The following is a 23,219-nucleotide window of genomic DNA, read 5'->3' as shown; positions in this document are numbered from 1 at the left end:
AGTTCAGTCCAGAAACCGGTAACCGACTCCCCACACCGTCTGCACATAACGGGGATCGGCCGGATTGGTTTCAATCTTGTTGCGTAGACGATTGATGTGGGTATTCACTGTGTGCTCGTAGCCCTCATGGTTGTAACCCCATACGGCGTCCAGCAACTGTGCGCGACTGAATACACGTCCCCGATTGCAGGCAAAGTGCCAGAGCAAGTCGAATTCACGGGCAGTGAGCTCCGCTTCGCTACCATGAACAAACACCCGGCGTCGGTCAGGGTCTATCCTGAGCCCGCCCACTTCCACCTCCTCTGCTTTCACTTGCTCGTTTACGCGGGTAGAAAGCGCATCAACTCGACGAAACAGGGCTTTGATGCGGGCTGCCAGTTCGGCAACGCTGAAGGGCTTGGTCAGGTAATCATCTGCGCCCATTTCGAGGCCAAGCACCCGGTCCAGCTCTGTGCTTTTCGCTGTCAGCATAAGCACTGGAACATAGCCCGGAGTCGCACGGATTTCCCGGCACACTGAAAGGCCATCCATCCCCGGCAGCATAAGGTCAAGAATAACCAGATCAATGTCGCCCTTTTTAAATCGCTCAAGGCCATCATCTCCCCGGTCGACCAAAACCGGCTGCATACTCAGATCCTTGACTTGCATGCTGACCAGCTCCCCGATCCCAGGGTTATCCTCAATAATTAATACCGTTCTTGTCATGGCTCTCCGGCTTGCTTGTCTGGGCTATTCGCCCCCCATCATGGTGGGGTTTTGCCCTGCAGTCTAACGCGAAAACTTCACGAATCTGTCACACAGGAAAGTTACCAGAGAAAAGCCGGAGCCTATGGCTTGGCAGTACCTGTATTTGGGCCTAGGCTATTAACTATTCCGGGCGGACGGAACCGGAAACCCACCATCAAGGAGAGCTCTATGAACCCTCAACAGCCCAACTCTTATTACCGCCAGCTTATCACCGTGCTGGCATTCATGTTGTCTCTGATATCGTTCAGTGCCCACGCTGAAAACCTGACCGATAAAGAAATCCGCTCCTTCATAACGACCCTGGAAAAAGCTCAGGCTCTGGAGCCAGAATTTGAAGATCTGGACGACCGACAGGACGACGAAACCCTTCAGGACAATGAAGCACCGGATTTTTCGAAAATTTTCTCATCGTCCATTGAAGAGTTAAAAGGCGAGGAGGCATACGATCGCCTGGAAGACCTGGTCCAGGATCACGGCTTCAATAACCTCGACGAGTGGGCGGCCACAGGTGATCGTATTTACGGCGCCTGGATAGCGATTGAAATGGCAGGCCAGAATCCCGCAATCGAAAAAGAAATGGAAAGCGCCATGGCTGAGATCGAGAACAGCCCTCACATGAGCGCGCAGCAAAAGGCCCAGATGCGAGCGTCAATGCAGGCCGCCCTCGGGATGACACAGCAGGCCAGCGCGGCTCCCTCGGCCGACATTGAAGCCGTGAAGCCTCACCTGGAGGCTCTGCGAGCTATCGCAGAAGATGACGAAGACTGATTTCTACGCAGGCTTCATGCACAAAAAAGCCCGGAAGGAATTATGACCATCCGGGCTTTCTTTTTTCCACAGCTTTTACGCTAGCAAGTTATAAACAAACACAATCACAACCGCTACCGGAGTAACGAAGCGCAACAAGTACAGCCACAAGGTGAACGCACCCTCGCTCAGTTTCACGTCAGCTTTCAGGGATTCTTTGGCAACAAACCAGCCAACAAAGATCGCTGTCAGCAAACCGGACAAAGGCAACAGGATGTTGGCCGTAAAGAAGTCCAGCAAGTCAAAAATCGTCTTGCCTTCAAAACGCGCGAACATGTCGAGTGGTGCGAAACCAGACCAGACGTTCAGCGACAGGATAGAGGCAATACCCAGAAGCCAGCAAAGCACACCAACAACAATGGCACTGCCCGAGCGCTCCAGGCTGGTGTTTTCCTCAACCCATTCCACTACGGGTTCAAGCAAGGATATGCCGGAAGTCCAGGCAGCAAACAACAACAACACAAAGAAAAGCGTGCCGAACAGGCTGCCCATGGGCATATTACCGAACGCCAATGGCAAGGTCTGGAAAATCAGCCCAGGCCCGGCACTGGCTTCAAGACCGTTGGCAAAAACCACCGGAAAAATCGCCAGGCCCGCCAACAAAGCAACAACCGTATCCATCAACGCAATGCTCACCGCTGTGCGTCCTACGGGCACGTCACGACCAAGGTATGAGCCATACGCCATCATAATGGCCATGCCCAGGCTGAGCGTAAAAAACGCATGACCCAAAGCAATCAGCACACCGTTGATGGTCAGCGCCTCAAAGTTTGGCGTAAACAGAAAACTTACAGCTTCGCTGAAATGGCCAGTGGTGGTGGCGTAGCCAACTGCAATAAGCAGCAGTAGAAAAAGCGCCGGCATCAGAATTGTCACAGCGCGCTCCAGGCCGCCTTTCAGGCCGCGGGATACCACCAGCACAACTAAAGCCATAAACAAAGTGTGCCATGCCAGAAGTTGCTTCGGGCTGGCCAGCAAACCACTGAACAGCTCGCCGATGGAGTCCCCATTACCGCCGGTGAAGTCGCCCATGGCCGCGTGGCCTATGTAAGAAGCGGCCCAGCCACCAATAACGGAATAGAAGGAAAGTATTGCAAACGCTGCGATCATCCCGATGACGGCGGGAATACGCCAGGCCGGCGAACTGAGGTTACGCTCGGCAACCAGACGCATGCTGCCAATCGGGTTGTGACGGCCGCTGCGACCCACGAAAATCTCGGCCATCATGATCGGCACACCGATAATAGCAATACACAGCAGGTAAACCAGAACAAAGGCGCCGCCGCCATTCTCGCCCGTGACATAAGGAAATTTCCATATGTTGCCGAGGCCAACGGCGGATCCGGTTGCTGCGAGGATAAATGCAAAGCGGGAAGACCAGAGGCCGCGAGCGGCCCCGGTATCGTTACCCGAGGCCGGGTTAAGCTGAGTCATGTTGTGTTCCTGTGCTTTCGGCTAAGGAAGCTTAAAAGAGAGCCGGTGTGACGGATCCGCCACTAGCCCCGGCGATTAGGGGGCGATTCTGCCAGCACTGGCTCCGGGATGCCAGTACCGGCCAGCCGGGCCCGCGGATGCAAGCGTGCGTTGAACCACAGGGACAGAGCGATAACGCCCCCGCCCACTGCAAGCCTCACCAGGTCCGCATCGCGATTCCATATAAGCAGGTTTACCAACAATCCGGCGGGCACCAGGGCGTTATTCATTATAGCGAGTGTGCCGGCATCCACACGGCAGGCACCACGATTCCATAGGAAGAGCCCGAGCCCGGACGCTGCCAGGCCCAGCCAGGTCAGAATGCCCCACTGCAACGCGGTCGCCGGCAGGCGCTCGGCGTTTCCGAACACGATAAAGGAAGGCAAAGCAATGGTCAGTGCCCCCATGAAGAAGTAACCGAAGGTGCGATACGCGGGGAGATCAACCGGGAAACGCTGCATTACATGCTTGTAGCCCACCTGACCCGCCGCAAAGGTGAAATTTGCAACCTGCAACAGCAGGAAGCCAGTAATGAAATCCTCGCTGAGCCCGTCGTAGCGAATGATACCGGCACCGAGCGTCGCTATTGCAGCTGCAATCAGAGCAACAGGGGAGAACCGGCGAGACAGGGCATCGTCAAGCAGAGTTACGTAGAGGGGGGTGAATATGGTGAACAGCAGGACTTCCGGCACCGTCAGGTAGCTGAACGAGCGATAGAGGCACAGATACGTGATACCGAACTGCAACATGCCTGTTACCAGCACACCCAGCTTCAGCCCTCCTGGCACGCCCCGCCAGCGGGTAAACGGCAAGAATATCAACGTTGCCAGTAACACCCGGCTGAGTACCGCGAAATCGCTGTCGACCTGACCGGCAAGAAACTCGCCAATCAGGCTGAAGGAAAAAGCCCAGAGTACTGTTACAAAAACCAGGAGTCCCATATTGACTGCCATCTGTATGAATCGGGCGTGTACTTTAGCGGGTTTTAAAGGGAGTTTCAGCGTCTTTGCGCGACAACCCCCTATAACGATGCCTCTCACGTTCAGGTAGAATGCCGTGCCTGCAATTCATCCTTGAATATCTATTGGCTCCAGCCCTTCGGATCAACGCTTTATGGACGAAACCCACCAGCCACTGCCGGAAGTACGTACGTCTCTCGTCTCGCGGACACTAACCGAATGGAAGACGCTGGCGATACTGGGCGGACCAATTTTGATAGCTCAGATAGCCCAGATGGCCAACGGCGTTATCGATACGGTGATGGCTGGCCACGCCAGCGCCGAGGATCTGGCGGGCGTAGGCATTGGCAGCAGTCTCTGGATGCCATTATTCCTGTTTTTTATGGGCATGCTCGGGGCACTGCAGCCGATCATTTCCGGTTACAACGGCGCACGTACGCCAGAAAAAATAATGCCGGCTACCTGGCAAGGCTTATACCTCGCCGGTGTTGGCTCTGTTGTAATGATCCTATTGCTGACAAACGTCCACCCGGTTCTGGAAGGGCTCAAACTCGAAGCCAACACTGCCGGTATAACCCAGGGTTACCTGAACGCTTTTGCATGGGGCATTCCAGCCCTGCTGCTCATGACCGCCCTGCGCGGGCTTACCGATGGGCTAGGGCATACCCGCGTCATTATGGCGTTCTCGGTACTGAGCACGCTGATTAACCTGCCGATGAACTATATCTTCATTTACGGCAAGCTCGGGCTGCCGGCCATGGGCGGTATTGGTTGTGGCTGGGCAACATCAGTTTCGAACGGAGTTGCCGCGATAGCGCTGCTGACCTACCTCAGCCGGAGCCAGCTCTATAAAAAATTCCACCTGATTGCAGACTGGGCAAAGCCCAATTCAACCCTGATTCGCTATATTCTGAGCATTGGCATTCCCATTGGCGTTACGATTTTTGTGGAAGCCAGCGTGTTCGCTGTGATCGCGTTGTTTCTCGCGCCACTGGGTCCTATCGTCGTAGCAGGGCACCAGATCGCACTGAACGTGGTGTCTTTGCTGTTCATGCTGCCGCTGAGTATCGGCATGGCGCTTACTTTGAGAGTCAGCTTCCTTATTGGTGCGGGTGCGCCGGATACGGCACGACTGATTTCCCGCAGCTCGCTGATTCTGGCCTCCGCTACGGCTCTGGTGTTTGCAACTCTCCTGTTCGTTTTCTCACAGGGCATTGCGGCCCTCTACACCAGCGATACAGATGTACAGGCAGTGACCATTCGCTTGTTGATGTTTGCGGCATTTTTCCAGGTTGCCGATGTTATCCAGGTTACCTGCATCAGCGCCCTGAGAGGCTACAAGGATACAGGCATCCCTTTGTTGATCATGTTGTTCTCATTCTGGGGCGTGGGCTTGCCGCTCGGCTATATTCTGACGTTTACCGATGTTATTGCCCCGGCTATGGGAGCTGCGGGATTCTGGATAGGGCTTACCGGGGGCCTGGCGTCGGCCAGCATGTTGCTGGGATGGAGACTGTTTCGTTATCGTCCGCGCGCAACAGTAGCGAGCTAGTTGGCTAACCCGGAGCTGCCAGCAGGCGAACTCGTATCCTGCGCAGGCACAGCACCCGAAAACACGATCCGGTCGCGGCCGGACCGCTTGGCTTCATAGAGTGCGGCATCTGCCCGTTCCAACCAGGCCTCTGCACTTTCATTACGCCGGAGTAGAGCCGCTCCGAATGAAGCCGTTATCTTGCTGTCGTGACACCTCAACCTCAGTTGCTGGCGAATGATTTTATGCAGGTTGCGGGCGATGAGTTCCAGGCCATCTGGATCCACGCCAGAAAGCAATAAAACAAACTCTTCTCCGCCGTAACGATACAGCTGGTCCGTATTGCGTATCCGTTTCTGAATGAGAGAAACCAGGTCAAGAAGCACTTCATCACCAACGCTGTGACCGTACTCATCGTTGATCCTTTTAAAGTGATCAAGATCCATCATGACCAACCCATAAGACCTGTTCGTACGCAACGCGTCAGCCAGAGCCATTTGTAGCCCTTCGTCCATAGAGCGTCGGTTCTTCACACCCGTCAACGGATCAACCGTTGCTAACAGCTCAAGATTTTTCCGATGATATTCGTTGCGAACCGCAAACACATAGGCACAGATACAGGTCATCACCGTTGTTGTAAAAACGACCACAGGTGGTCCAGGGACCGGAAGCCATCGCTCCGAATCGTTATTGCAGTCACAATGGCTGACAGGCTCACTAAAACGGCAGCACGGGGGCCAACAAGGAAAAACGACACCATCAAACAGGGATAAAGCCAGAAAAAATCTGCACTACCAACGGCTCCTGCAGCCACTGCTCCCAAACACACAGCCCAGGCAATGACGAAGCCTACGCGCCGGGTTTCGCCGGTTATCCAGGCGAACAACATACCCCCGGCAATACATACAAGGATGAGAATATCCACAATGCCTGCGACAATGTTTCCCTGAACGAACCGCAGCACGACAAACGGAGTGATACCAAGAAAAGCGGCGATACCAAGCAGCGTAATAATTGATAACTGGAAATCGGTTTTAAGGCGGCTCAACATGTGAATTGTCCGACAACACAGTGTGTAAAACGCAAGCATAGTACAAAGCGGCCCGATAATCGCCGCAGGCTACCATTTTTAACAACACACTATTAAAGTGTAATAAAACTGTACACATTCGCCATGCAGGAATCAGATTTTGAGTGACCTCGTTCGAATAGCCCCCGGCGCCCTAACCATAGGCCGTCCATTGCCATGGGACGTGTATGACGCCGAAGGTAACGTGCTGCTGTGCCAGGGCTATGTGATTCAGACCGATTCACAGCTCGAACAGCTTTTTGAGCGTGGTCTTTTCAAGCCGCGGACTATTGAGTTACCTGAGGCAGACAACGAGGTATCCGGGGACGAGACAGAATGCAACCCGTTTACCAGCTACCCGGGTTATCTTCACGCGCTGGAGAAAACCCTGGCGACTATAGCCAATGGCGAGCCGGAAGCACGCAAACACATACAGGATCTGGCACATACTCTGGAGCAGGCCTGTAAAAGTGCGCCGGATTCAAGCCTGGCCCTGATACACCTCTACTCTGTCGGCCCCACCATCCATGAGCAGATCATTTTTTACGCCATTCTCTGCCAGCTGATCGCCCGTCAGTTCGGGCTTGATGAACAACGTATCCCCTTATTGACAGAAGCCGCCCTGAGCGCAAACCTTGCCCTGGTACCCGTAGCCGACAAGCTCAATGCCTTCAACAAAGTGCTCAGCAAGGAACAGAGGGACGTTATTCGCAAGCATCCCGAAAGGAGCATCCGCGCGTTGAGAGCGGTAGGTATTGAGAACGAGCTGTTGTTTACGATCATCGCTCAACACCATGAGCAGGCGGATGGCAGCGGTTATCCGGACGGCCTGAGCGGTGCAGATATCCGGCCCGAGGCGGAAATCCTCGCGCTGGCGGAACGCTACGTAGCCATGATCACAAAACGCGCTTACCGCAAGCGAATGAACGTTACAGCCGCGCGCAAACTGATCGCGAACCTGGCAGATGGCAGTTTCCGGCCAGCACTTCCTAAAGCTCTTCTGCATATTCTGGGCGAGTACCCGCCCGGAACTCTGGTGCGGCTGGAAAACAACGAAGTCTGCGTGATCACCCGCAGGCCATTGCGCACGCTGGGGCCTTTTGCGCAGGTTGTCCTGGATTCTTCGGGAGCCAGCTGCGACACCCGTCAGGAGCGTGATACCAGCATACCGGGGTTCAACATCATGGCGCTGGAAGAGCCTGATATCATGCCGTCGATGAACTTCAGCCGGATCTGGGGCTTCCCGGACTGAACCGGGTTCACCCAATTAGCCCGATGAATCGCTCAGACCAGGCCCAGCGCCTTGGCGTGGTGAGCGAGATGTTCATCAATAAATGAGGCTATAAAGAAATAGCTGTGATCGTAGCCTTTTCGCATCCGCAGGTTGATGGGATGATTATGCATTTCACACGCTTTTACCAACGCTTCCGGATTAAGCTGGCTTTCCAGAAAACCGTCTGCCGTTCCCTGGTCGATCAACAGAGGCAAGCGCTCACCGGCTTTCGGAATCAGCAAAGTAGCATCCCACTCTTCCCAGCTCGCCGAATCACCCCCGAGGTACCCTTCGAATGCCTTTTGCCCCCAGGGGCAAACGGTTGGATGGGCAATAGGCGCAAATGCTGAAACAGACACATAGCGACCTGGATTGCGGAGCGTGCATATCAATGCGCCATGGCCACCCATGGAGTGACCGCTGATGCAGCGCTTGCCGGTTAGTGGGAGCTCACTTTCAACCAGTTGCGGAAGCTCTTTAACCACGTAGTCGTACATTCGGTAGTGGGGCGCCCAGGGCTGCTGGGTGGCATTGATATAGAATCCGGCCCCGCTTCCAAAATCATAGCTGTCATCTTCTCCCGGCAGGTTAACACCACGCGGGCTGGTATCCGGGCAAATAATGGCCATGCCCAGTTCCGCTGCCTTCTTCTGGGCACCGGCTTTCTCCATGAAATTCTGATCCGTGCATGTCAGCCCGGATAGCCACCAGAGCGCCGGTACTTTTTGTGGGTTCGGCCCCACCGCAGCCGGGGGCAGATACACGGCAAATTCCATCGTGCACTCAAGCACCGCAGATCTATGTCGGTAGCGGCGATGCTCCCCGTCAAAACTGACGTTAGTGGATAATAACTCCATAGTGTCCCCTTTAAAGTGCGCCTTAAAAATGCGGCCTGGATGTACGAGTTGCGAATGCAATCTGATCAGTCGTCTTCGCCTTTGCGCTTCGAAAGCTCAAGCCCACAACCGATGCGGGCCAGCTCGGCCAGCACAGCCGTGCGAGTGACAATACCAATGAGCTTTCCATGATCCACAACCGGATACACTTTTGGCTTGCCAGACCCAAGCTTCTGGGCGAGGTCAACAATGGCCATGTCAGGAGAAATCGCCAAAGGTTCACGAAACATGACATCGTCTACAACCGGGTCGCCCTCGCAGTGATAATTGCTCACCAGCAGTGAGTGGATACAGTCCTGTTCAGAAACAAAACCCAGCAAACGTCGATTTGCATCGACTACCGGCAGCCCGGAGATGTGATGCTCCAGCAGCGCCTTGACTACCTCGGTGAGCGGCGTCCCGCATCGAACCGGCTCAATATGATTGGACATGACATCAGAAACTTTGAGCGCACTCATCAGTAACTCCTCACCTTTCTGGTTGATCCAACAGCACCAAGCGGCGCTATATCCTCTACCTTACTGTAAACATAGGCAATAGGCGCCTAATCCTCAATTTTCATCAGCTGACAGTTTACAGACAGCAATATCCGACTAAACTCAGCCGGTTATAGCCCTTCGGGGCAGAGTCACATCTTTAAACCATGGCATACACAAGGGGGCTCCCATGGAAGCCATTGAAAACATTATAGGCACGATCAACGGGCTGGTCTGGGGGCCGCCCATGCTGGTGCTTATTCTTGGTGTAGGGCTGTTTTTAAGTCTCGGCCTGAAACTTATGCCAATACTCAAGCTAGGTGCTGGCTTCCGCCAGATGTGGAAAGGCCGCAGCGCGGCAGATGCAGAATCTGATGGCGACATCCCGCCGTTTCAGGCGCTGATGACAGCTCTGTCTGCAACAGTCGGAACAGGCAATATTGCCGGCGTAGCGACGGCCGTCTTCCTCGGCGGGCCAGGCGCCCTGTTCTGGATGTGGTTGACCGCCCTGGTGGGTATGGCAACAAAATACTCCGAAGCGGTCCTCGCTGTGCGCTTCCGCGAGGTAGATGAGCGCGGCTCTTATGTCGGCGGCCCCATGTATTACATTCGCAACGGTCTTGGCAAAAAATGGGCCTGGCTGGGCGTGCTCTTTGCCATTTTTGCAGCCATTGCAGGGTTCGGGATTGGTAATACTGTTCAGGCCAATTCAGTCGCAGATGTCATGGAAGCGACATTTGGTCTGCCACACTGGCTCTCTGGCGTCGTCCTGATGGTTCTGGTGGGCCTGGTACTGATTGGAGGCATTCGCCGTATCGGGCAGGTAGCAAGTGCACTGGTACCGCTAATGGCGCTGTCATATCTGCTCGCAGGCCTGGTTGTTCTGGCACTTAATTTTGCCGATATCCCTGCCGCGTTTGAACTGATCTTCAAACATGCCTTCAGTCCGATAGCCGCAGAGGGTGGTTTTGCCGGTGCAGCGGTGTGGGCGGCCATAAGGTTTGGCGTGGCCCGGGGCGTCTTTTCCAACGAAGCCGGCCTCGGCTCCGCCCCTATCGCTCATGCTGCAGCACAAACCAAAAACCCGATAAACCAGGGCATGGTGGCTATGCTGGGGACCTTCATTGACACCATCATCATTTGTACGATCACCGGTCTGGTTATCATTACCTCCGGCGTCTGGACGTCTGGCGAATCCGGCGCGGCACTCACTTCGATGGCGTTCTCTGAAGCACTTCCGGGGGTTGGCGATTATGTGGTGGCAATAGCCCTGGCCGTCTTTGCCTTTACCACCTTGCTGGGCTGGTCATTCTACGGCGAGAGGAGCGTCGAGTTTCTGTTCGGGGTGAAAGCCATCGTGCCTTATCGGGTTGCCTGGATTCTTGCCATCCCCGTTGGTGCAACCGTAAACCTGGGCCTGATCTGGCTTATAGCCGACACACTCAACGCCATGATGGCACTACCAAACCTGATTGCTCTCTTACTCCTCAGCCCTGTGGTATTCACGCTGACCAAGGAGCACTTTGAGCAGAAAAAGGCGGTGGGCCGTTAAAGGAACCCTGAGACGCCAGCGAGGGTAACAGGCCGGTGCCGGATGAGATGAATCAACTGACCCTTGTAATCCCATCCTCCGGCACCAATGATTCTCGTATACACTCAGTAAATGGGTTCGGCAGTTTGCTTGCCGGAATTTCGAACAACGCTTTAAAAAGCAGCATCGAAGGAGAGCGAATATGAGTTTACGTCTAGGCGATACCGCACCAGATTTCGAACAGGACTCCAGTGAAGGAAAGATTTCCTTTCACGAGTGGTTAGGAAACGGCTGGGGTGTGCTGTTCTCCCACCCTGCAGACTTCACTCCGGTGTGCACCACAGAACTTGGGCTGACAGCCAAGCTCAAAGAGGAGTTTGCACAGCGTAACGTTAAAGCCATCGCACTGAGCGTTGATCCGGTTGACTCCCACCACGAGTGGATCAAGGACATCAACGAAACCCAGGGTTGCGCAGTCAACTTCCCGATCATAGCCGACCATGACGGCAAGGTCGCCGAGCTGTACGACATGATCCATCCCAACGCGGATAGCACACTGACTGTACGTTCACTATTTGTGATTGATCCGAACAAGAAAGTTCGCCTGATCATCACTTACCCGGCCAGCACCGGTCGTAACTTCAATGAAGTTTTGCGAGTGATCGATTCCCTGCAACTAACCGACGAACACAAGGTCGCGACTCCCGGCAACTGGGAACGCGGTGGTGACGTTGTTATCGTGCCGTCACTTCAGGACGAAGATGAGATCAAGCAGCGCTTCCCGAAAGGCTACAAGAAGGTGAAATCCTACCTGCGGATGACACCGGACCCCACAGCCAACTGGAGCGGTGATTAATCACCAGTTCTGATTGCGGAATAAAAAATGCCGGGCAGCTTAAGCTGTCCGGCATTTTTTTGGCTTTCGTTCTTATCAGAATGCTGGAACGACAGCGCCTTCGTATTGCTTCTTGATGAACTCACGAACCTCATCAGACTTCAGTGCCTTCGCCAGTTTCTTCATGGCCTCGCTGTCCTTGTTGTCAGGACGGGCGACCAGAATGTTCACATACGGAGACTCGGAACCTTCGATGATCAGCGCATCCTCAGACGGATTCAGGCCGGCTTCCAGAGCGTAGTTGGTGTTGATGAGCGCCACATCTACCTGGCCAAGAATCCGCGGTAATGTTGCAGCTTCCAGTTCCTTGAAGTCGAGATCTTTCGGGTTGTCAGCGATATCACGAGGCGTTGCAGTGATTTTGCTGCCTTCCTTAAGGGTGATTACGCCAGCTTTCTGAAGCAGCAGAAGGGCCCGCCCACCATTGGTGGGGTCGTTCGGAATGGCGATGACTGCGCCTTCTTTCAGGTCGTCCAGAGAGTCAATCTTGTTGGAATAGGCGCCAAACGGCTCAACGTGAACGCCGGTGACCGTAACCAGGTTGGTGCCACGGCCGTCATTGAACTCATCCAGGTACGGCTGGTGCTGGAAAAAGTTGGCATCCATACCCTTCTGATCCACCTGGATGTTGGGCTGGATGTAGTCGGTGAAGACTTTGACTTCCAGCTCTACACCCTGTTCCGCCAGCTTCGGCTTCACGAATTCCAGCAGTTCTGCGTGGGGAACCGGCGTTGCAGCAACGGACAGCTTCTCAGCGGATACCGCAGCGGAAAAAACGGATGCAGCAGCCAGTGCTACCAAGGCTTTTTTGAGGTTCATCTAATTCTCTCCTGTTCGTGGTCACTCGGTTATTTAAAGCAGAATTGTTCATGGCATCCGCTCGGGTGACGGCGTGCTTCCCGAAAAACGCCCGTAAATACATCCATGTAGGGCTCGGTCGCGCCATCCCTGGCGCTCCACGTTTTCGGGAAGCACGCCGTCACCCAAGCTCATTTCTGACGTGTCTTCTGAGGGTTGTACCATCACGTGGCCTACCCAAAACTGAACTACTTACGGCTGAAATAAAGCACCAGACGGTCACCCACCATCTGCAACACTTGTACGAAGATCACCAACAGAGCCACAGTGATGACCATCACATCGGTCTGAAACCGCTGATAACCAAAACGGATGGCCAGGTCACCCAGACCGCCACCGCCAATAACGCCAGACATAGCAGCATAGGAAACCAGCGTAATCGCAGTGACCGTAATGCCAGCGATGATGCCCGGAAGCGCCTCCGGCAGCAAGGCACCAAAAATGATCTGGCGCACGTTGGCGCCCATGGCTTGCGTGGCTTCAATAATGCCCCGGTCAACTTCCCGCAGGGATGTCTCCACCAACCTGGCAAAGAAGGGTGCACCGCCGGCCACCAGTGGAGGAATGGCACCTGCAACGCCAAGAGACGTGCCGATCAGCATCACGGTGAACGGGATCATCACAATCAAAAGGATGATAAACGGCACCGAACGTAGCACGTTCACGACAAATGAGAGCACGGCGTAAGCTACCGGCTGTTCCAGCAACTGGCGCTTGCCAGTCAGGAACAGCAAAACACCAATCGGCAGGCCCGCCAGAACACTGAACAGCAGAGACATACCCACCATCACCAGGGTATCCCAGCTCGCTATGCCGATCTCTGGCCAGTCCACGTTACTCAATAAAGCTTCCATCAGCGCAGCACCTCCACGTGAACATCGGCCGCATCAAGCGCACTCATGGCAACCTCCAGATCCCCGCCCACCAACGACAGGGTCAACTGGCCATAGGGCGTATCTTTGATATGATCAATACGCCCTGAGAGGATGCTGAAATCCACGCCCGATGCCCGTGCAACGCTGCCCAGTAATGGCTGGTAGGTCGAATCTCCCTTGAACGTCAGGCGCAGGATACGACCATTAGCCTTTTGCAGGTCTTGCTGGCGCTCGTCGCTGTCAGTGTTTTCACTTTCGAATACGAAATCCCGGGTGGTAGGGTGCTTCGGGTGAAGGAAGACATCGCTCACAGCGCCCATTTCTACCACACGGCCACCGTCCATCACCGCAACCCGGTCGCACACCCGGCGCACCACGTCCATCTCATGGGTGATGAGTACAATTGTGAGGCCCAGCTCCTTGTTGATCTCCGCCAACAATCGCAACACTGACTGGGTGGTTTGTGGATCCAGGGCACTGGTGGCTTCGTCACACAGTAGAATTGTCGGCCTGCAGGCCAACGCGCGGGCAATACCAACGCGTTGCTTCTGGCCACCGGAAAGTTGAGAAGGGTATTTGTCAGCATGATCCGTGAGGCTGACGCGGGCCAGCAGTTCTTGCACACGATCCCGGATTTCCGCTTTGGAATAGATACCCGCCAGCTTCATCGGGAAGGCGATGTTATCCGACACGGTTTTTGAAGATAACAGGTTAAAATGCTGGAATATCATCCCGACTTTACGGCGAAACGCTCGAAGTTCCGCTGCGCTATACCGGGTGATGTTCTCATCATCAATCAGAATGCTGCCGCCGGTGGGCGGCTCCAACAGATTAATCAGGCGCACCAGGGTGGATTTTCCCGCCCCGGAATGCCCGACAATACCGAATACCTCGCCGGTTTCGATGGTCATATCGGTCGGGTACAGCGCGGGGATCTCCCGGCCGCCCACCTGATACGACTTCTGTACCTGGTCAAATACAATCACGGTCAGCGCCTTGTGGGTGCAGGATTAAGGCCGGCGATTATAGACTATTCGCCTGCCAAACCCGAATCCGGGTTTTCCCTACACCCCGCACCCGCCATGCTGGTTCGCTACAGGCGTAAAGCCCTCAGTGCAACGCCCGCAGTTGCCGTGGATACAACGCAGCACTTACCTCCGGCTCTTCGAGAAGATCGGCCAGTTCAAGATCAACGTCTGATTCTTCACCATGCTCCGGCAAAGGCTCAAACAATGTACTGAGCCAGGATGCGACCGACGGCTCTTCATCACGCTTGTAATCCGTAGACAGGGCTTTGATGCGGCGAAAGCCTATGATGCGCTGATGCTTCGGATCCCGGATCTGCTCAAATCCACGCCAGTAGACGTGATCCCGGGTATGAAGCTGCACAAACAAGGTGTCTATCGGCTCATTGGGCTCATCTCCGGTGCTGTCTGACGACATTCCAGGACTGTCTTCAGAAGCTTCAGAGCCGTCATCTTCAGCGACCTCTTTCTTTTTGTGCCGGATAGTTGTCCAGGCGGGATAGAGAACCGCCACAGCGTCCGCTTCTACATGCTCGCGGGCAGCACGGAGGATCAACCCCCAGCGCGCCTTGTCGGCATCGGTTTCAAGTGAGTTGATGGGCAAGTCATAGCTTTGTTCATCGGCCAGAACAATCGCCATCATCGGAGCATCAAGCTCTCCCATGGCTTCTGCCTGTGCTACTGATACCAGTTCATCGATTGCCATCGGTTGGTTCATAATACGCTCGCCTCCTCGATGCCATCAGGATATATCAGGAAGATGGTCTCCCTGATACACAGCATAGCCTGTTAAGCATACAAAGATAAACGTGAGCCTGACATCAACGGATCACAACCCGTTAAATGCCCGTTATCCGTTCGCAGTCTAAAAGGCATTATCAAGTCGCTCGTAATAACCAAACCAGGGCGCTGCTTCCTCCAGCTGCGCCGCCAGTTGCAGCAATACGCCCTCACCACCATGCGGAGCACCCAGCTGCACGCCGACCGGAAGCCCCCCGGCGGTCCAGTGCAAGGGCACCGACATGGCTGGGGTTCCGGTAAGATTGGCCAATTGGGTAAATGGCGTCCGGGCCAGGCTCTCCATAGCCATCTGATCCACCTGACCACTGCGGTGAAGCATTTTCCCGGCCTTGAGGCCAAGCATCAGCTTTGCTGCCAGCTTCAGGTGAGACGGAGTCTCCAGCTCACCAATGCGGGCTGGCATCTGACCGGTAGTCGGACAAAGGTAGAGATCGTATCCCCTGAAAAATGCCCCCAGCGCCCGCGCAAATTCGTTCCACTGCTGGCGGCGAAGCACGTAGTCTGACAGCGGCATGCTGTTACCCAGCATGCCGAGCAGACGGGTGTCCAATTCGAAATCGCTGTCAACGGCACCAAACTGCGCTTTGGCTTTCGCCATCAGGGCAGACACTTCACCAAAGTAGAGACCGAGATAACAGCGGGCTAATGCCATGCCGTCGAATTCCGGCCGCGCATACTCAACCTTGTGCCCCAGGTTTTCCAGAATCCTCGCCGTTTCTTCAACACCGGCGATACACTCAGGAGCTACCTCGGTATCGAACGGAGACGATGTAAACACACCGATTTTCAGGCTACCTGGTGATTTCTGCATGAGATCAGAGTATGCGGAACCGGGCCCTGGGATAACAAACGGATCACCGCAGGCATTACCGCTAAGCACATCCAGCATTCCGGCGCTGTCACGCACCGTGCGGGTGACCACATGATCCGTAGAAGCACCGGTCCAGGACTCTCCCATCAAGGGGCCGCTAGAAATACGACCGCGAGATGGCTTGAGCCCAAACAATCCATTGTATGCTGCCGGTATTCGGATAGAGCCCCCGCCATCGTTAGCGCCGGCCATAGGCACGATACCCGCGGCGGCTGCAGCACCGGAACCACCACTTGATCCTCCAGGGGTAAGATCCGTACTCCAGGGGTTCCGCGACGGCCCCCACAACTCCGATTCCGTAATGGCCTTGAGGCCAAATTCCGGTGTTGCTGTCCGTCCCAGAAAAACCAGCCCACCTTCACGAGCACGGCGCACAAATTCTGAATCCTGGGGCGCTATGTTGTTTTTAAAGCTACGGCTACCCAGAGTAGAGGGTCGGCCAGCCTGTTCTTGCGCCAGGTCCTTGAGCAGCATAGGAACACCGGCGAACGCACCCTGCTCAGGAAAACCCTGCGCCAAAGCCTCGGAGAACTGGGGGAAGCAGATTGCGTTAAGTGAACTGTTTACAGAGGTTGCCCGTTCCACCGCAGCCTCGCATACTTCCCTGGAGGTCACTTCGCCTCGGCGTATGAGATCAGCCAACGCCGTGGCATCGTAATGAAGATACTCAGATTGCTTCATAGTAGCGTCCATTTGTTATTGTGATGCCCGGGATACCACGGACACGTCGCTTATGAGCTCAAGATTCGCAAGCTTACGCCAGCTTGTTCTGACTTTCACCCTGACCACTTTGGTGCAAGCACCAGTGCTGGCTGAAGAGAATCAAGCCGGGATTGAAAGTGATCAAACCTCAGGCTGGACAGCCATAGTACGGGGCTCGCCTTACTGGGTAAGCCAGGGCGTTTATCAGAACATTCTCACCATACGGCGCTGGGTTCTGAGAGAATCGGGTTATTGCTCCAGCCCTGAACGCCATATTCTGTTCGACATGCGTGGGCAGTTCCTGGGCTGGATCAGTGACGGCGCCGATCGCGCAACCACCCAGAAGCGCCTGAACGATACCCGCCAGTCACTGCACGAAAAAGGGCGCACGGAGGAATGGATTGCCGGCGACGCCGATACCAATGGCTATCCGTTTGCTCTCGCCTGTGACCAGCCTCATGTCAATCTGGACCTCTCCGTCGGCCGCTACCTGGGCGCTCAAGGCACGGATCTTGTCTGGGGCGCCTGGGATGACCTTTCCTTCGCAAGTCGCGAACAGCCAGGCTCACTGCACGATGCGCTAATGTATATTGTCCAACGCCGAAGCGAGCAAAACCGCTTTACTCTGCCAGCGGTTTTACCCAGGTACCTGGCCGGGCAAATCCTGATTGAAAGCGGCGGACAGGCAAGAGCGCACTCTCAAGCAAACGCAAAGGGCATTCTCCAGCTTTCGCCCTCCGCATTGAATGACTGCCAAATAAAACCCCAGAACTACTGGCACCGGCTGGCGCAAATGGATTGCGCGCTGCGCCTGATGCATCAGAATGCCCGCAACCTGCAGCCGATTTTCGACGAACGTTTTGGTCACCTGCCGGAAAGCAAGCGCCATGAGCTGTTTGTACTGTTGCTGGTTCAGGCCTACCACGGCGGTGCAGGCCGCGTTCAGGCGCTTCTTGATGACGAGATTCTGGCCAAACCAGCAGAATATTTTGCCGCCAACCACGAACGTTTTACCGCCGGCGATATAGCGTTTGGCATGGTGTTTCACAACCTGGGCCGGGACAGGCTGGGGCTGGCGTCGCTGTATTATGTAGCCGACGTACAATTGGCAACCGAAGCCTTGTGCCGAACGCCACAGCTCAAACCCACGGAATTCTGCGCGTGGAAATAGCTCTGCTCCCGGAAAGCCTGAGCTTTTCAGTGGCACTTTTCCTACTGGCAAGCTCTGTTATCACATCGATGATTACCGCCAGCCTGGGCGCCGGCGGAGGCGTTCTTCTGCTGATCCTGATGGCTACATGGATGCCGGCGGCAGCAATCGTTCCCGTTCATGGCATGATTCAACTGGGCTCCAACGGCGGCCGGGCGATACTGACGTGGAGGCATATCGATTGGCGGACCATTGCAGCTTTCATACCTGGCGTTATCCTGGGCGCAGCAACAGGAGCCTGGTTATTGGTAAGCCTGCCCGCCTACCTTTGGCAGCTGACCATAGCGGTATTCGTGCTCTATCTGTGCTGGGGGCCGGCTCTGCCCAAAGGAGCTTTCGGTTCTGCCGGGATATTTATTGCATCCACACTCACCAGCTTTGTCAGCCTTTTCGTGGGGGCTACAGGCCCGTTGGTGGCCGCATTCATTAAGCAGATTCATGTGGATCGCTTCCGCACCGTCGCAACCTTTGCCACAGCGATGGTTTTGCAGCATGCGCCCAAAGCCCTGGTGTTCGGTGTGACGGGTTTTGTCTTTACAGATTGGCTGGTGTTTATACTCGCCATGACAGCATGCGGTTTTGCCGGCACCTGGATTGGTCTGCGCCTTCTGAACCGGCTCAACAACCGCTGGTTCAGCAAAGCCCTGAATATTGTACTTACCTTGCTCGCTCTGCGCTTGTTGTGGCAAGCAAGCGCGGCAGCAACCGGGTGGACCTGAATACCCGACTTTTATCGCTACGTCTGCTCTGTCGCAAGCACCACTTCAACCCGGTTCCGGCCATTTGCTTTGGCAAGGTAAGCAGCCTCATCGGCCCGGGCAATAACGCTTTTGGGTTCGCGATCCACGGCAAGCAGTTCCGTCATACCAATACTGGCCGTAACTCCAAACATGCGGCCATCCTGCTCTAGCTTAAGGGCTTCAACACCGGCACGGATACCTTCGGCAAGAGTTTTTGCCCGGGCCAAACCACAGGCAGGGAGGATGATACCAAATTCGTCACCACCCAGCCGGGCAACGGTGTCAGACTGGCGCACCGGCTCCTTGAACAGTTCAGCGAGGCGCCGCAGCAATTCGTCGCCGAGCAGATGCCCGCCCTCATCATTCACCGGTTTGAAGTAGTCGAGATCAATGAGCATCAACACAGAGCTTACTTCCTGATGCGCCGATTCGCTCAGGCACTTATTGAGCGAAGCGTTAAAAGCACGACGATTCAGTAGTTGCGTCAGGCTGTCATGGGTAGCTTCCCAGGAAAGCCGCTCTTCCTCCCGCCTGCGTTCCGTGTCGTCCCGAAGCACAAACACCAGCCGCTCATTATGCCTGCCCTGGCGGATGTGAATCATGCTGAGATCGACATCAAACGCCTCGCCATTCCGGTTGCGGAGAGTAATGTAAAGGCTATCGAGATCATCACGCTCAAGAAACCACTCATGGGTGAGCGACTGCTCCTCGTGATCAATGCCTACCAGCTCAAACACATTTTTTCCCAGGTATTCCCCATCAGAACCGAGAAAGCGGCTCGCAGCGTGGTTGGCATAACGGATAACACCTCCAGTATCTGCCATCAACACACCATCCTGCATCACCCCCAGTATGTTTTCCGCTCTCTGCTGCTCGTCACGAAGCGCTTCTTCAACTTCCAGCTCATGGGAAATATCGCGGACAATAGTGATGGTACCCATGACTTTTTCCGGCGTTTCAAGGGCCGCAGTCATTACTTGGCACCAGACTGGCCTTTGGCTATTTGGCCCCTGCAGCCTGAAACGGTCACGAAATACCTCCTGATGCTCAAGCGAGTGTTGCCAGCCTGTTATAACAGCATCACGGTCTACATCCGAAACACAGTCAAACAGGTGGGTTCCACTCAGCTCGGCCATTTTCAACCCGAGAATACGTTCGAAAACAGGATTTACAAACTCGATGCGGCCCAGAACATCGGCCTGCACGATACCAATAGGTGCACCACGGGTGAGCGAACGGAAAAATGCCTCTCGCTCGGCGAGAGAACTCAGAACATCCTCACGCTCATCCATAACCATGTTGAATATGTCAGCAACCTGGCGGATCTCCGAACCACCTGAGCCACCCACCGGGCTGGTTCTTACACCCAGATGCCGCTCATGCACCTGTTGCCCAAGTTCTTGCAGCGGCGCCAGCAGGCGCCGAAAGCGCCACATGACAACAGGGACAACGAGCAGAATTACCGCCAGCAAAATCCAGAGAAAGGCATCTTTGGTGCGAGTCGCTGGTGCATAGGCTTCGCGGGCCGGCCAGACCGCTGCAACGAACCAGGGTACTTCTGCCATTTGTTGCACCGACAGAATGATACTTTCGCCGTCAATGTCGCGGGTTTGGGCCGTACCCTCAAATCCACCCAAAGCGTCCTGGAGCACCGGGTTGGCGCTTCTTATCGGTTGCATCACTTCACCTGTGCGACCATTGGCAAGAACGGTTCCATTACGGGCCACGATCGCCAGATAACCGGTTTTCCCAATGCGAACACCAGAAAACTCCTCAATAAGGTGCTCTCCGGCGAGCGCAATGGCTCCCCCGATCATTCCGATAAAGCGCTGATTGTGATCGAATATAGGGGCGGCCACCATCACGGCGGGCTTGCCTTGATAGTGTGAACGGTAGGGTTCACTGATAATCGGGGTAAGCTGTCCGGAAGCCTTGAGGAAATATGGACGACTACTGACATCCGTTCCGACAAGGTTGAAAATCTCCGGATACTCCGCGATCACTTTTCCCTTTGAATCAATCAGATAAACACCATCGAACAGATGCTGCAGCGCTGTCTGGCGACGCACCAGTATTTTCGCTCGCGTCCCGAAAGCCGTCTCGCTCATGGTGAACCCCTCGGCCACATGACTGAGTGCTTCGAGTCGCTGCGACAGTTTGTCGTCCAACTCTACCGCAACCAGCTGAGCAATCGTGGTTACCTGGTTTGCTGCCTGCTGCCTGCTGCTCAAGCTCCGATCTGCTGAGGAGCGAGCCTGCAAGTGCAACCAGTAATGCGGTCAGAACAACAACACCCACAACCAGCAGCACAGCCCGGTTAACCAGACTGCCAAGCCAACGGTTAATCAACACAAGAGGATTGCTCCGTTTCGCAGGGAAAAGGTGTAAATGGTAAGACCTCCGATTTCTGGTCAAATGCTTTTGCAAAGTGCGCTTTACAGAAATATGAACTTTACCAGAAGCCCGCGACCGGAATAATTACGCACTTGCAAACACAATGATAATCGTTATTATTTATATCTACTTTCAGTAAGAGCGATACCTATCATGAGCGATATTCTGGCGCCTCTCGGTCCCACGGTGACGGATGGCCCCCTCAGCCAACTGTTAGCCATGGGTGGCCCGGTAATGATGGTCCTGCTTGTCATGGCAGTACTGGGTCTTATCACATTTGTCTACGTGGTGCTTTTAGGCGCCCTCTGTGCACCCAGATTGTCAAAAAAACTTAAAAATATCATTACGCTTTGGCAACAGAACCCCACTGAGGTAAACCCGAAAGTGGTTCGCCAGCAAGCCAGCCGCTGGGCAAGGCTGAATCCGCTTCATCATCTCGTAACCAATACCATTGAGGCGCGACAGAACAACCAGGACGATCGGCAGGTTCGTGAGACTTCAGCGCGGGACGCCCAGCACGGGTTAGAACCCTTCGAGGCTCCACTGAAAATCATTGAAGTGATCGCGGCCCTTGCTCCCTTGCTTGGCCTCTTGGGAACCGTGATGGGCATGATGGAAGCCTTTAGTGCCATGGCCGCCACAGAAGGTCGGGCAAACGCATCTCAATTGAGTGGTGGTATCTACGAAGCCCTGACCACAACGGCAGCTGGCCTTGTTGTTGCCATTCCATTCGCGGCTCTGGCTGCCTGGATAGAGTTTCGATTGCGGCGCATTCACAAACTCGTCAACAGCACTCTGGTTTCGGTACTGAGTACGGCACCGGAAGCGTTTATGGACCAGCAAGAACCTACCGGTGAAGCTGCAGTCGGCGCGCCAGTTCAGGCAACAGCCAAACGACAACGATCAGAATCACAAGACCAGAAAGAGTTTGAAACCCATAGCAGTCAACGTTTCGCCCATGCAACTGGTTGAACCTCGGCCCAACAGGCCAATACCCATTCGCATAACACCGCTGATTGACGTGGTGTTCATCCTGCTGGTGTTTTTTATGCTGACCAGCCGGCTGCTACCCGTGGATCACCTGGAACTTGCCAATAACACAGATGGTCGAAGCACGGTAACAGGCGAACCCTTACCTCTGCTGATCGTCACAGAAGGTGGCGAAATAGAGTGGCAGGAGCTCGCGCTTCCAATTGGCCAAATACTGCCTCAACTTCGCAGCGCCGGCATCTCCGAGGTAAACCTCACCACCGCACCCGGAACTCAGTTGAGTCTGTTCACATCAACGCTGGGTGAGCTGTCCCGCAATGGCATTCAAACCCACTGGAAACGGGCGACCGAAGAAACACCATGATCGAACTGGTTCCACCGCCTTCCACGTCTGGCAAGTCTTTGATGGAACGGGTGGAGGATGCTCTCCTGCCGCTCATCAATCTGGTTTTCCTGTTGTTGATGTTTTTCATAGTTGCCGGGCAGCTTGCAGACGATCCTTTGCCTGACCTACCGGCTACGCCTGCGAGTGCCGAGCAGCAATCGCCCCATGCCGACCTGTTCGTGGACGCACAGGGCCGCTGGCGAGCAGGCGGTGAAACACTGGATGCGCAAACACTGCTACAACATCTGCCAGAACCAGACGCACAGAACCCACTGAAGATCGCTGCGGCCAGCACCATTGCCATGGCCGACCTTGAGGCTCTGTTGCGTAAGTTGGAGCAGGGCGGTTTCGACGAAATAATGCTGCTTACGGAGCCAGAAACGTGAAGGATACCGGACGCGCTGCGCGCCTGGGACTGCTGGCAATCGCCATCGTGCTCAGTGCCGGTATTCTTCTGGCCGCCATACCCGACAAACCCCTGGAGATTCACCAGTTAGGCAATGCGGCAGTCAATACCGCGCCCGCTATCAAGATCTCGCTTGCAGGAAAAACAGCGCCTGCGCCTGCAGAGAAAGCTGAAGCTGTGCAGGAAAAAAAGCCAGAACCAAAACCTGAAACCCAGCCAACACCCACTCCAGAGCCAGAGCCAGAGCCAGAGCCAGAGCCAGAGCCAGAGCCAGAGCCAGAGCCAGAGCCAGAGCCAGAGCCAGA

The 23,219-nt window shown here is 55.0% G+C and carries 23 protein-coding genes and 1 pseudogene; 11 read left to right on the top strand and 13 right to left on the bottom strand.

Features of this window, described 5'->3' with window-relative positions:
• Positions 1 to 3 precede the first annotated feature (3 nt).
• Positions 4 to 705, bottom strand: coding sequence for a response regulator transcription factor (locus Q4501_RS13920; protein WP_303596869.1), 702 nt, complete (start codon positions 703 to 705; stop codon positions 4 to 6).
• 210 nt (positions 706 to 915) lie between these two features.
• Between Q4501_RS13920 and Q4501_RS13915 the strand changes: the two genes are divergently transcribed.
• A complete protein-coding gene (locus Q4501_RS13915; protein ID WP_303596868.1) occupies positions 916 to 1,515 on the top strand; it encodes a hypothetical protein in 600 nt (199 codons plus the stop codon).
• Between the two features lie 75 nt (positions 1,516 to 1,590).
• Here the strand turns inward: Q4501_RS13915 and Q4501_RS13910 are convergent, their stop codons facing one another.
• Positions 1,591 to 2,988, bottom strand: coding sequence for a sodium-dependent transporter (locus Q4501_RS13910; RefSeq protein ID WP_303596867.1), 1,398 nt, complete (start codon positions 2,986 to 2,988; stop codon positions 1,591 to 1,593).
• A gap of 62 nt (positions 2,989 to 3,050) precedes the next feature.
• Entirely contained in the window at positions 3,051 to 3,968 is a 918-nt protein-coding gene (locus tag Q4501_RS13905) for a carboxylate/amino acid/amine transporter (protein ID WP_303596866.1), read from the bottom strand.
• 172 nt (positions 3,969 to 4,140) lie between these two features.
• Here Q4501_RS13905 and Q4501_RS13900 point away from each other — a divergent pair, with 172 nt between their 5' ends.
• The gene (locus Q4501_RS13900) at positions 4,141 to 5,538 is read left to right on the top strand and encodes an MATE family efflux transporter (protein ID WP_303596865.1); all 1,398 of its coding nucleotides are present in this window, start codon (positions 4,141 to 4,143) and stop codon (positions 5,536 to 5,538) included.
• On the opposite strand, the gene Q4501_RS18530 is transcribed toward Q4501_RS13900, so the two are convergent.
• Together Q4501_RS18530 and Q4501_RS18525 are read right to left on the bottom strand one after the other, a co-directional pair.
• Positions 5,535 to 6,167 (bottom strand): GGDEF domain-containing protein, encoded by a 633-nt coding sequence (locus Q4501_RS18530; protein WP_368497740.1) that lies wholly within the window; start codon positions 6,165 to 6,167, stop codon positions 5,535 to 5,537. The genes Q4501_RS13900 and Q4501_RS18530 overlap by 4 nt on opposite strands.
• Positions 6,143 to 6,568, bottom strand: coding sequence for a hypothetical protein (locus tag Q4501_RS18525; RefSeq protein ID WP_368497738.1), 426 nt, complete (start codon positions 6,566 to 6,568; stop codon positions 6,143 to 6,145). The genes Q4501_RS18530 and Q4501_RS18525 overlap by 25 nt, the downstream gene beginning before the upstream one ends.
• A gap of 139 nt (positions 6,569 to 6,707) precedes the next feature.
• Here Q4501_RS18525 and Q4501_RS13890 point away from each other — a divergent pair, with 139 nt between their 5' ends.
• Positions 6,708 to 7,838, top strand: coding sequence for an HD-GYP domain-containing protein (locus Q4501_RS13890; RefSeq protein WP_303596864.1), 1,131 nt, complete (start codon positions 6,708 to 6,710; stop codon positions 7,836 to 7,838).
• 32 nt (positions 7,839 to 7,870) lie between these two features.
• Here the strand turns inward: Q4501_RS13890 and fghA are convergent, their stop codons facing one another.
• Both fghA and Q4501_RS13880 read right to left on the bottom strand, forming a co-directional pair.
• Positions 7,871 to 8,716, bottom strand: coding sequence for an S-formylglutathione hydrolase (gene fghA, locus Q4501_RS13885; protein WP_303596863.1), 846 nt, complete (start codon positions 8,714 to 8,716; stop codon positions 7,871 to 7,873).
• 65 nt (positions 8,717 to 8,781) lie between these two features.
• A complete protein-coding gene (locus Q4501_RS13880) occupies positions 8,782 to 9,213 on the bottom strand; it encodes a CBS domain-containing protein (RefSeq protein ID WP_303596862.1) in 432 nt (143 codons plus the stop codon).
• Positions 9,214 to 9,421: 208 nt separating this feature from the next.
• Between Q4501_RS13880 and Q4501_RS13875 the strand changes: the two genes are divergently transcribed.
• Together Q4501_RS13875 and Q4501_RS13870 are read left to right on the top strand one after the other, a co-directional pair.
• Entirely contained in the window at positions 9,422 to 10,783 is a 1,362-nt protein-coding gene (locus tag Q4501_RS13875) for a sodium:alanine symporter family protein (RefSeq protein WP_303596861.1), read from the top strand.
• Positions 10,784 to 10,964: 181 nt separating this feature from the next.
• Positions 10,965 to 11,618 carry a peroxiredoxin gene (locus Q4501_RS13870; RefSeq protein ID WP_303596860.1) on the top strand — a complete coding sequence of 218 codons (654 nt, stop codon included), beginning with the start codon at positions 10,965 to 10,967 and terminating at the stop codon, positions 11,616 to 11,618.
• A 75-nt stretch (positions 11,619 to 11,693) separates the two neighbouring features.
• Here Q4501_RS13870 and Q4501_RS13865 read toward each other — a convergent pair whose 3' ends face one another.
• From Q4501_RS13865 to Q4501_RS13845, 5 genes are all read right to left on the bottom strand, one after another.
• Entirely contained in the window at positions 11,694 to 12,476 is a 783-nt protein-coding gene (locus Q4501_RS13865; RefSeq protein ID WP_303596859.1) for a MetQ/NlpA family ABC transporter substrate-binding protein, read from the bottom strand.
• A 227-nt stretch (positions 12,477 to 12,703) separates the two neighbouring features.
• Positions 12,704 to 13,369, bottom strand: a complete 666-nt coding sequence (locus Q4501_RS13860; RefSeq protein WP_100687464.1) for a methionine ABC transporter permease — start codon at positions 13,367 to 13,369, stop codon at positions 12,704 to 12,706.
• The gene (locus Q4501_RS13855; protein WP_303596858.1) at positions 13,369 to 14,376 is read right to left on the bottom strand and encodes a methionine ABC transporter ATP-binding protein; all 1,008 of its coding nucleotides are present in this window, start codon (positions 14,374 to 14,376) and stop codon (positions 13,369 to 13,371) included. Before Q4501_RS13855 ends, Q4501_RS13860 begins: the two co-directional genes overlap by 1 nt.
• Positions 14,377 to 14,500: 124 nt before the next feature.
• Entirely contained in the window at positions 14,501 to 15,133 is a 633-nt protein-coding gene (locus Q4501_RS13850; protein WP_303596857.1) for a hypothetical protein, read from the bottom strand.
• A 147-nt stretch (positions 15,134 to 15,280) separates the two neighbouring features.
• Positions 15,281 to 16,768: an amidase gene (locus Q4501_RS13845; RefSeq protein WP_303596856.1), complete on the bottom strand. Its 1,488-nt coding sequence runs from the start codon at positions 16,766 to 16,768 to the stop codon at positions 15,281 to 15,283.
• Between the two features lie 52 nt (positions 16,769 to 16,820).
• On the opposite strand from Q4501_RS13845, the gene Q4501_RS13840 reads away from it, so the two are divergent.
• Both Q4501_RS13840 and Q4501_RS13835 read left to right on the top strand, forming a co-directional pair.
• Positions 16,821 to 17,960 carry a transglycosylase SLT domain-containing protein gene (locus Q4501_RS13840; protein WP_303596855.1) on the top strand — a complete coding sequence of 380 codons (1,140 nt, stop codon included), beginning with the start codon at positions 16,821 to 16,823 and terminating at the stop codon, positions 17,958 to 17,960.
• The gene (locus tag Q4501_RS13835; RefSeq protein ID WP_303596854.1) at positions 17,951 to 18,718 is read left to right on the top strand and encodes a TSUP family transporter; all 768 of its coding nucleotides are present in this window, start codon (positions 17,951 to 17,953) and stop codon (positions 18,716 to 18,718) included. The genes Q4501_RS13840 and Q4501_RS13835 overlap by 10 nt, the downstream gene beginning before the upstream one ends.
• 17 nt (positions 18,719 to 18,735) lie before the next feature.
• Here the strand turns inward: Q4501_RS13835 and Q4501_RS13830 are convergent, their stop codons facing one another.
• Entirely contained in the window at positions 18,736 to 20,970 is a 2,235-nt protein-coding gene (locus Q4501_RS13830) for a diguanylate cyclase (RefSeq protein WP_303596853.1), read from the bottom strand.
• Positions 20,971 to 21,286: 316 nt separating this feature from the next.
• Between Q4501_RS13830 and Q4501_RS13825 the strand changes: the two genes are divergently transcribed.
• The 4 genes and pseudogenes from Q4501_RS13825 to Q4501_RS13810 form a co-directional block, all read left to right on the top strand.
• On the top strand, positions 21,287 to 22,105 hold the full coding sequence (locus Q4501_RS13825; protein WP_303596852.1) for a MotA/TolQ/ExbB proton channel family protein: 819 nt from the start codon (positions 21,287 to 21,289) through the stop codon (positions 22,103 to 22,105).
• The gene (locus tag Q4501_RS13820; protein ID WP_303596851.1) at positions 22,092 to 22,487 is read left to right on the top strand and encodes a biopolymer transporter ExbD; all 396 of its coding nucleotides are present in this window, start codon (positions 22,092 to 22,094) and stop codon (positions 22,485 to 22,487) included. Before Q4501_RS13825 ends, Q4501_RS13820 begins: the two co-directional genes overlap by 14 nt.
• Positions 22,484 to 22,894 (top strand): biopolymer transporter ExbD, encoded by a 411-nt coding sequence (locus Q4501_RS13815; RefSeq protein WP_303596850.1) that lies wholly within the window; start codon positions 22,484 to 22,486, stop codon positions 22,892 to 22,894. The genes Q4501_RS13820 and Q4501_RS13815 overlap by 4 nt, the downstream gene beginning before the upstream one ends.
• A pseudogene (locus Q4501_RS13810) lies at positions 22,891 to 23,219 on the top strand (energy transducer TonB); the annotation flags it as partial. The gene Q4501_RS13815 and the pseudogene Q4501_RS13810, both read left to right, overlap by 4 nt.

This window comes from Marinobacter sp. 2_MG-2023 (assembly GCF_030546935.1).
Taxonomy (GTDB): domain Bacteria; phylum Pseudomonadota; class Gammaproteobacteria; order Pseudomonadales; family Oleiphilaceae; genus Marinobacter.
The sequence above is the reverse complement of the archived record's forward strand: the minus strand, read 5'-3'. Positions and strand labels throughout refer to the sequence as shown.

What these genes read in the sequence shown, in the direction of transcription:
- Q4501_RS13920 (WP_303596869.1), bottom strand. Translation starts at nt 705, where the DNA reads ATGACAAGAACGGTATTAATTATTGAGGATAACCCTGGGATCGGGGAG.
- Q4501_RS13915 (WP_303596868.1), top strand. Translation starts at nt 916, where the DNA reads ATGAACCCTCAACAGCCCAACTCTTATTACCGCCAGCTTATCACCGTG.
- Q4501_RS13910 (WP_303596867.1), bottom strand. Translation starts at nt 2,988, where the DNA reads ATGACTCAGCTTAACCCGGCCTCGGGTAACGATACCGGGGCCGCTCGC.
- Q4501_RS13905 (WP_303596866.1), bottom strand. Translation starts at nt 3,968, where the DNA reads ATGGGACTCCTGGTTTTTGTAACAGTACTCTGGGCTTTTTCCTTCAGC.
- Q4501_RS13900 (WP_303596865.1), top strand. Translation starts at nt 4,141, where the DNA reads ATGGACGAAACCCACCAGCCACTGCCGGAAGTACGTACGTCTCTCGTC.
- Q4501_RS18525 (WP_368497738.1), bottom strand. Translation starts at nt 6,568, where the DNA reads ATGTTGAGCCGCCTTAAAACCGATTTCCAGTTATCAATTATTACGCTG.
- fghA (WP_303596863.1), bottom strand. Translation starts at nt 8,716, where the DNA reads ATGGAGTTATTATCCACTAACGTCAGTTTTGACGGGGAGCATCGCCGC.
- Q4501_RS13880 (WP_303596862.1), bottom strand. Translation starts at nt 9,213, where the DNA reads ATGAGTGCGCTCAAAGTTTCTGATGTCATGTCCAATCATATTGAGCCG.
- Q4501_RS13875 (WP_303596861.1), top strand. Translation starts at nt 9,422, where the DNA reads ATGGAAGCCATTGAAAACATTATAGGCACGATCAACGGGCTGGTCTGG.
- Q4501_RS13870 (WP_303596860.1), top strand. Translation starts at nt 10,965, where the DNA reads ATGAGTTTACGTCTAGGCGATACCGCACCAGATTTCGAACAGGACTCC.
- Q4501_RS13865 (WP_303596859.1), bottom strand. Translation starts at nt 12,476, where the DNA reads ATGAACCTCAAAAAAGCCTTGGTAGCACTGGCTGCTGCATCCGTTTTT.
- Q4501_RS13860 (WP_100687464.1), bottom strand. Translation starts at nt 13,369, where the DNA reads ATGGAAGCTTTATTGAGTAACGTGGACTGGCCAGAGATCGGCATAGCG.
- Q4501_RS13850 (WP_303596857.1), bottom strand. Translation starts at nt 15,133, where the DNA reads ATGAACCAACCGATGGCAATCGATGAACTGGTATCAGTAGCACAGGCA.
- Q4501_RS13845 (WP_303596856.1), bottom strand. Translation starts at nt 16,768, where the DNA reads ATGAAGCAATCTGAGTATCTTCATTACGATGCCACGGCGTTGGCTGAT.
- Q4501_RS13840 (WP_303596855.1), top strand. Translation starts at nt 16,821, where the DNA reads ATGAGCTCAAGATTCGCAAGCTTACGCCAGCTTGTTCTGACTTTCACC.
- Q4501_RS13825 (WP_303596852.1), top strand. Translation starts at nt 21,287, where the DNA reads ATGAGCGATATTCTGGCGCCTCTCGGTCCCACGGTGACGGATGGCCCC.
- Q4501_RS13820 (WP_303596851.1), top strand. Translation starts at nt 22,092, where the DNA reads ATGCAACTGGTTGAACCTCGGCCCAACAGGCCAATACCCATTCGCATA.
- Q4501_RS13815 (WP_303596850.1), top strand. Translation starts at nt 22,484, where the DNA reads ATGATCGAACTGGTTCCACCGCCTTCCACGTCTGGCAAGTCTTTGATG.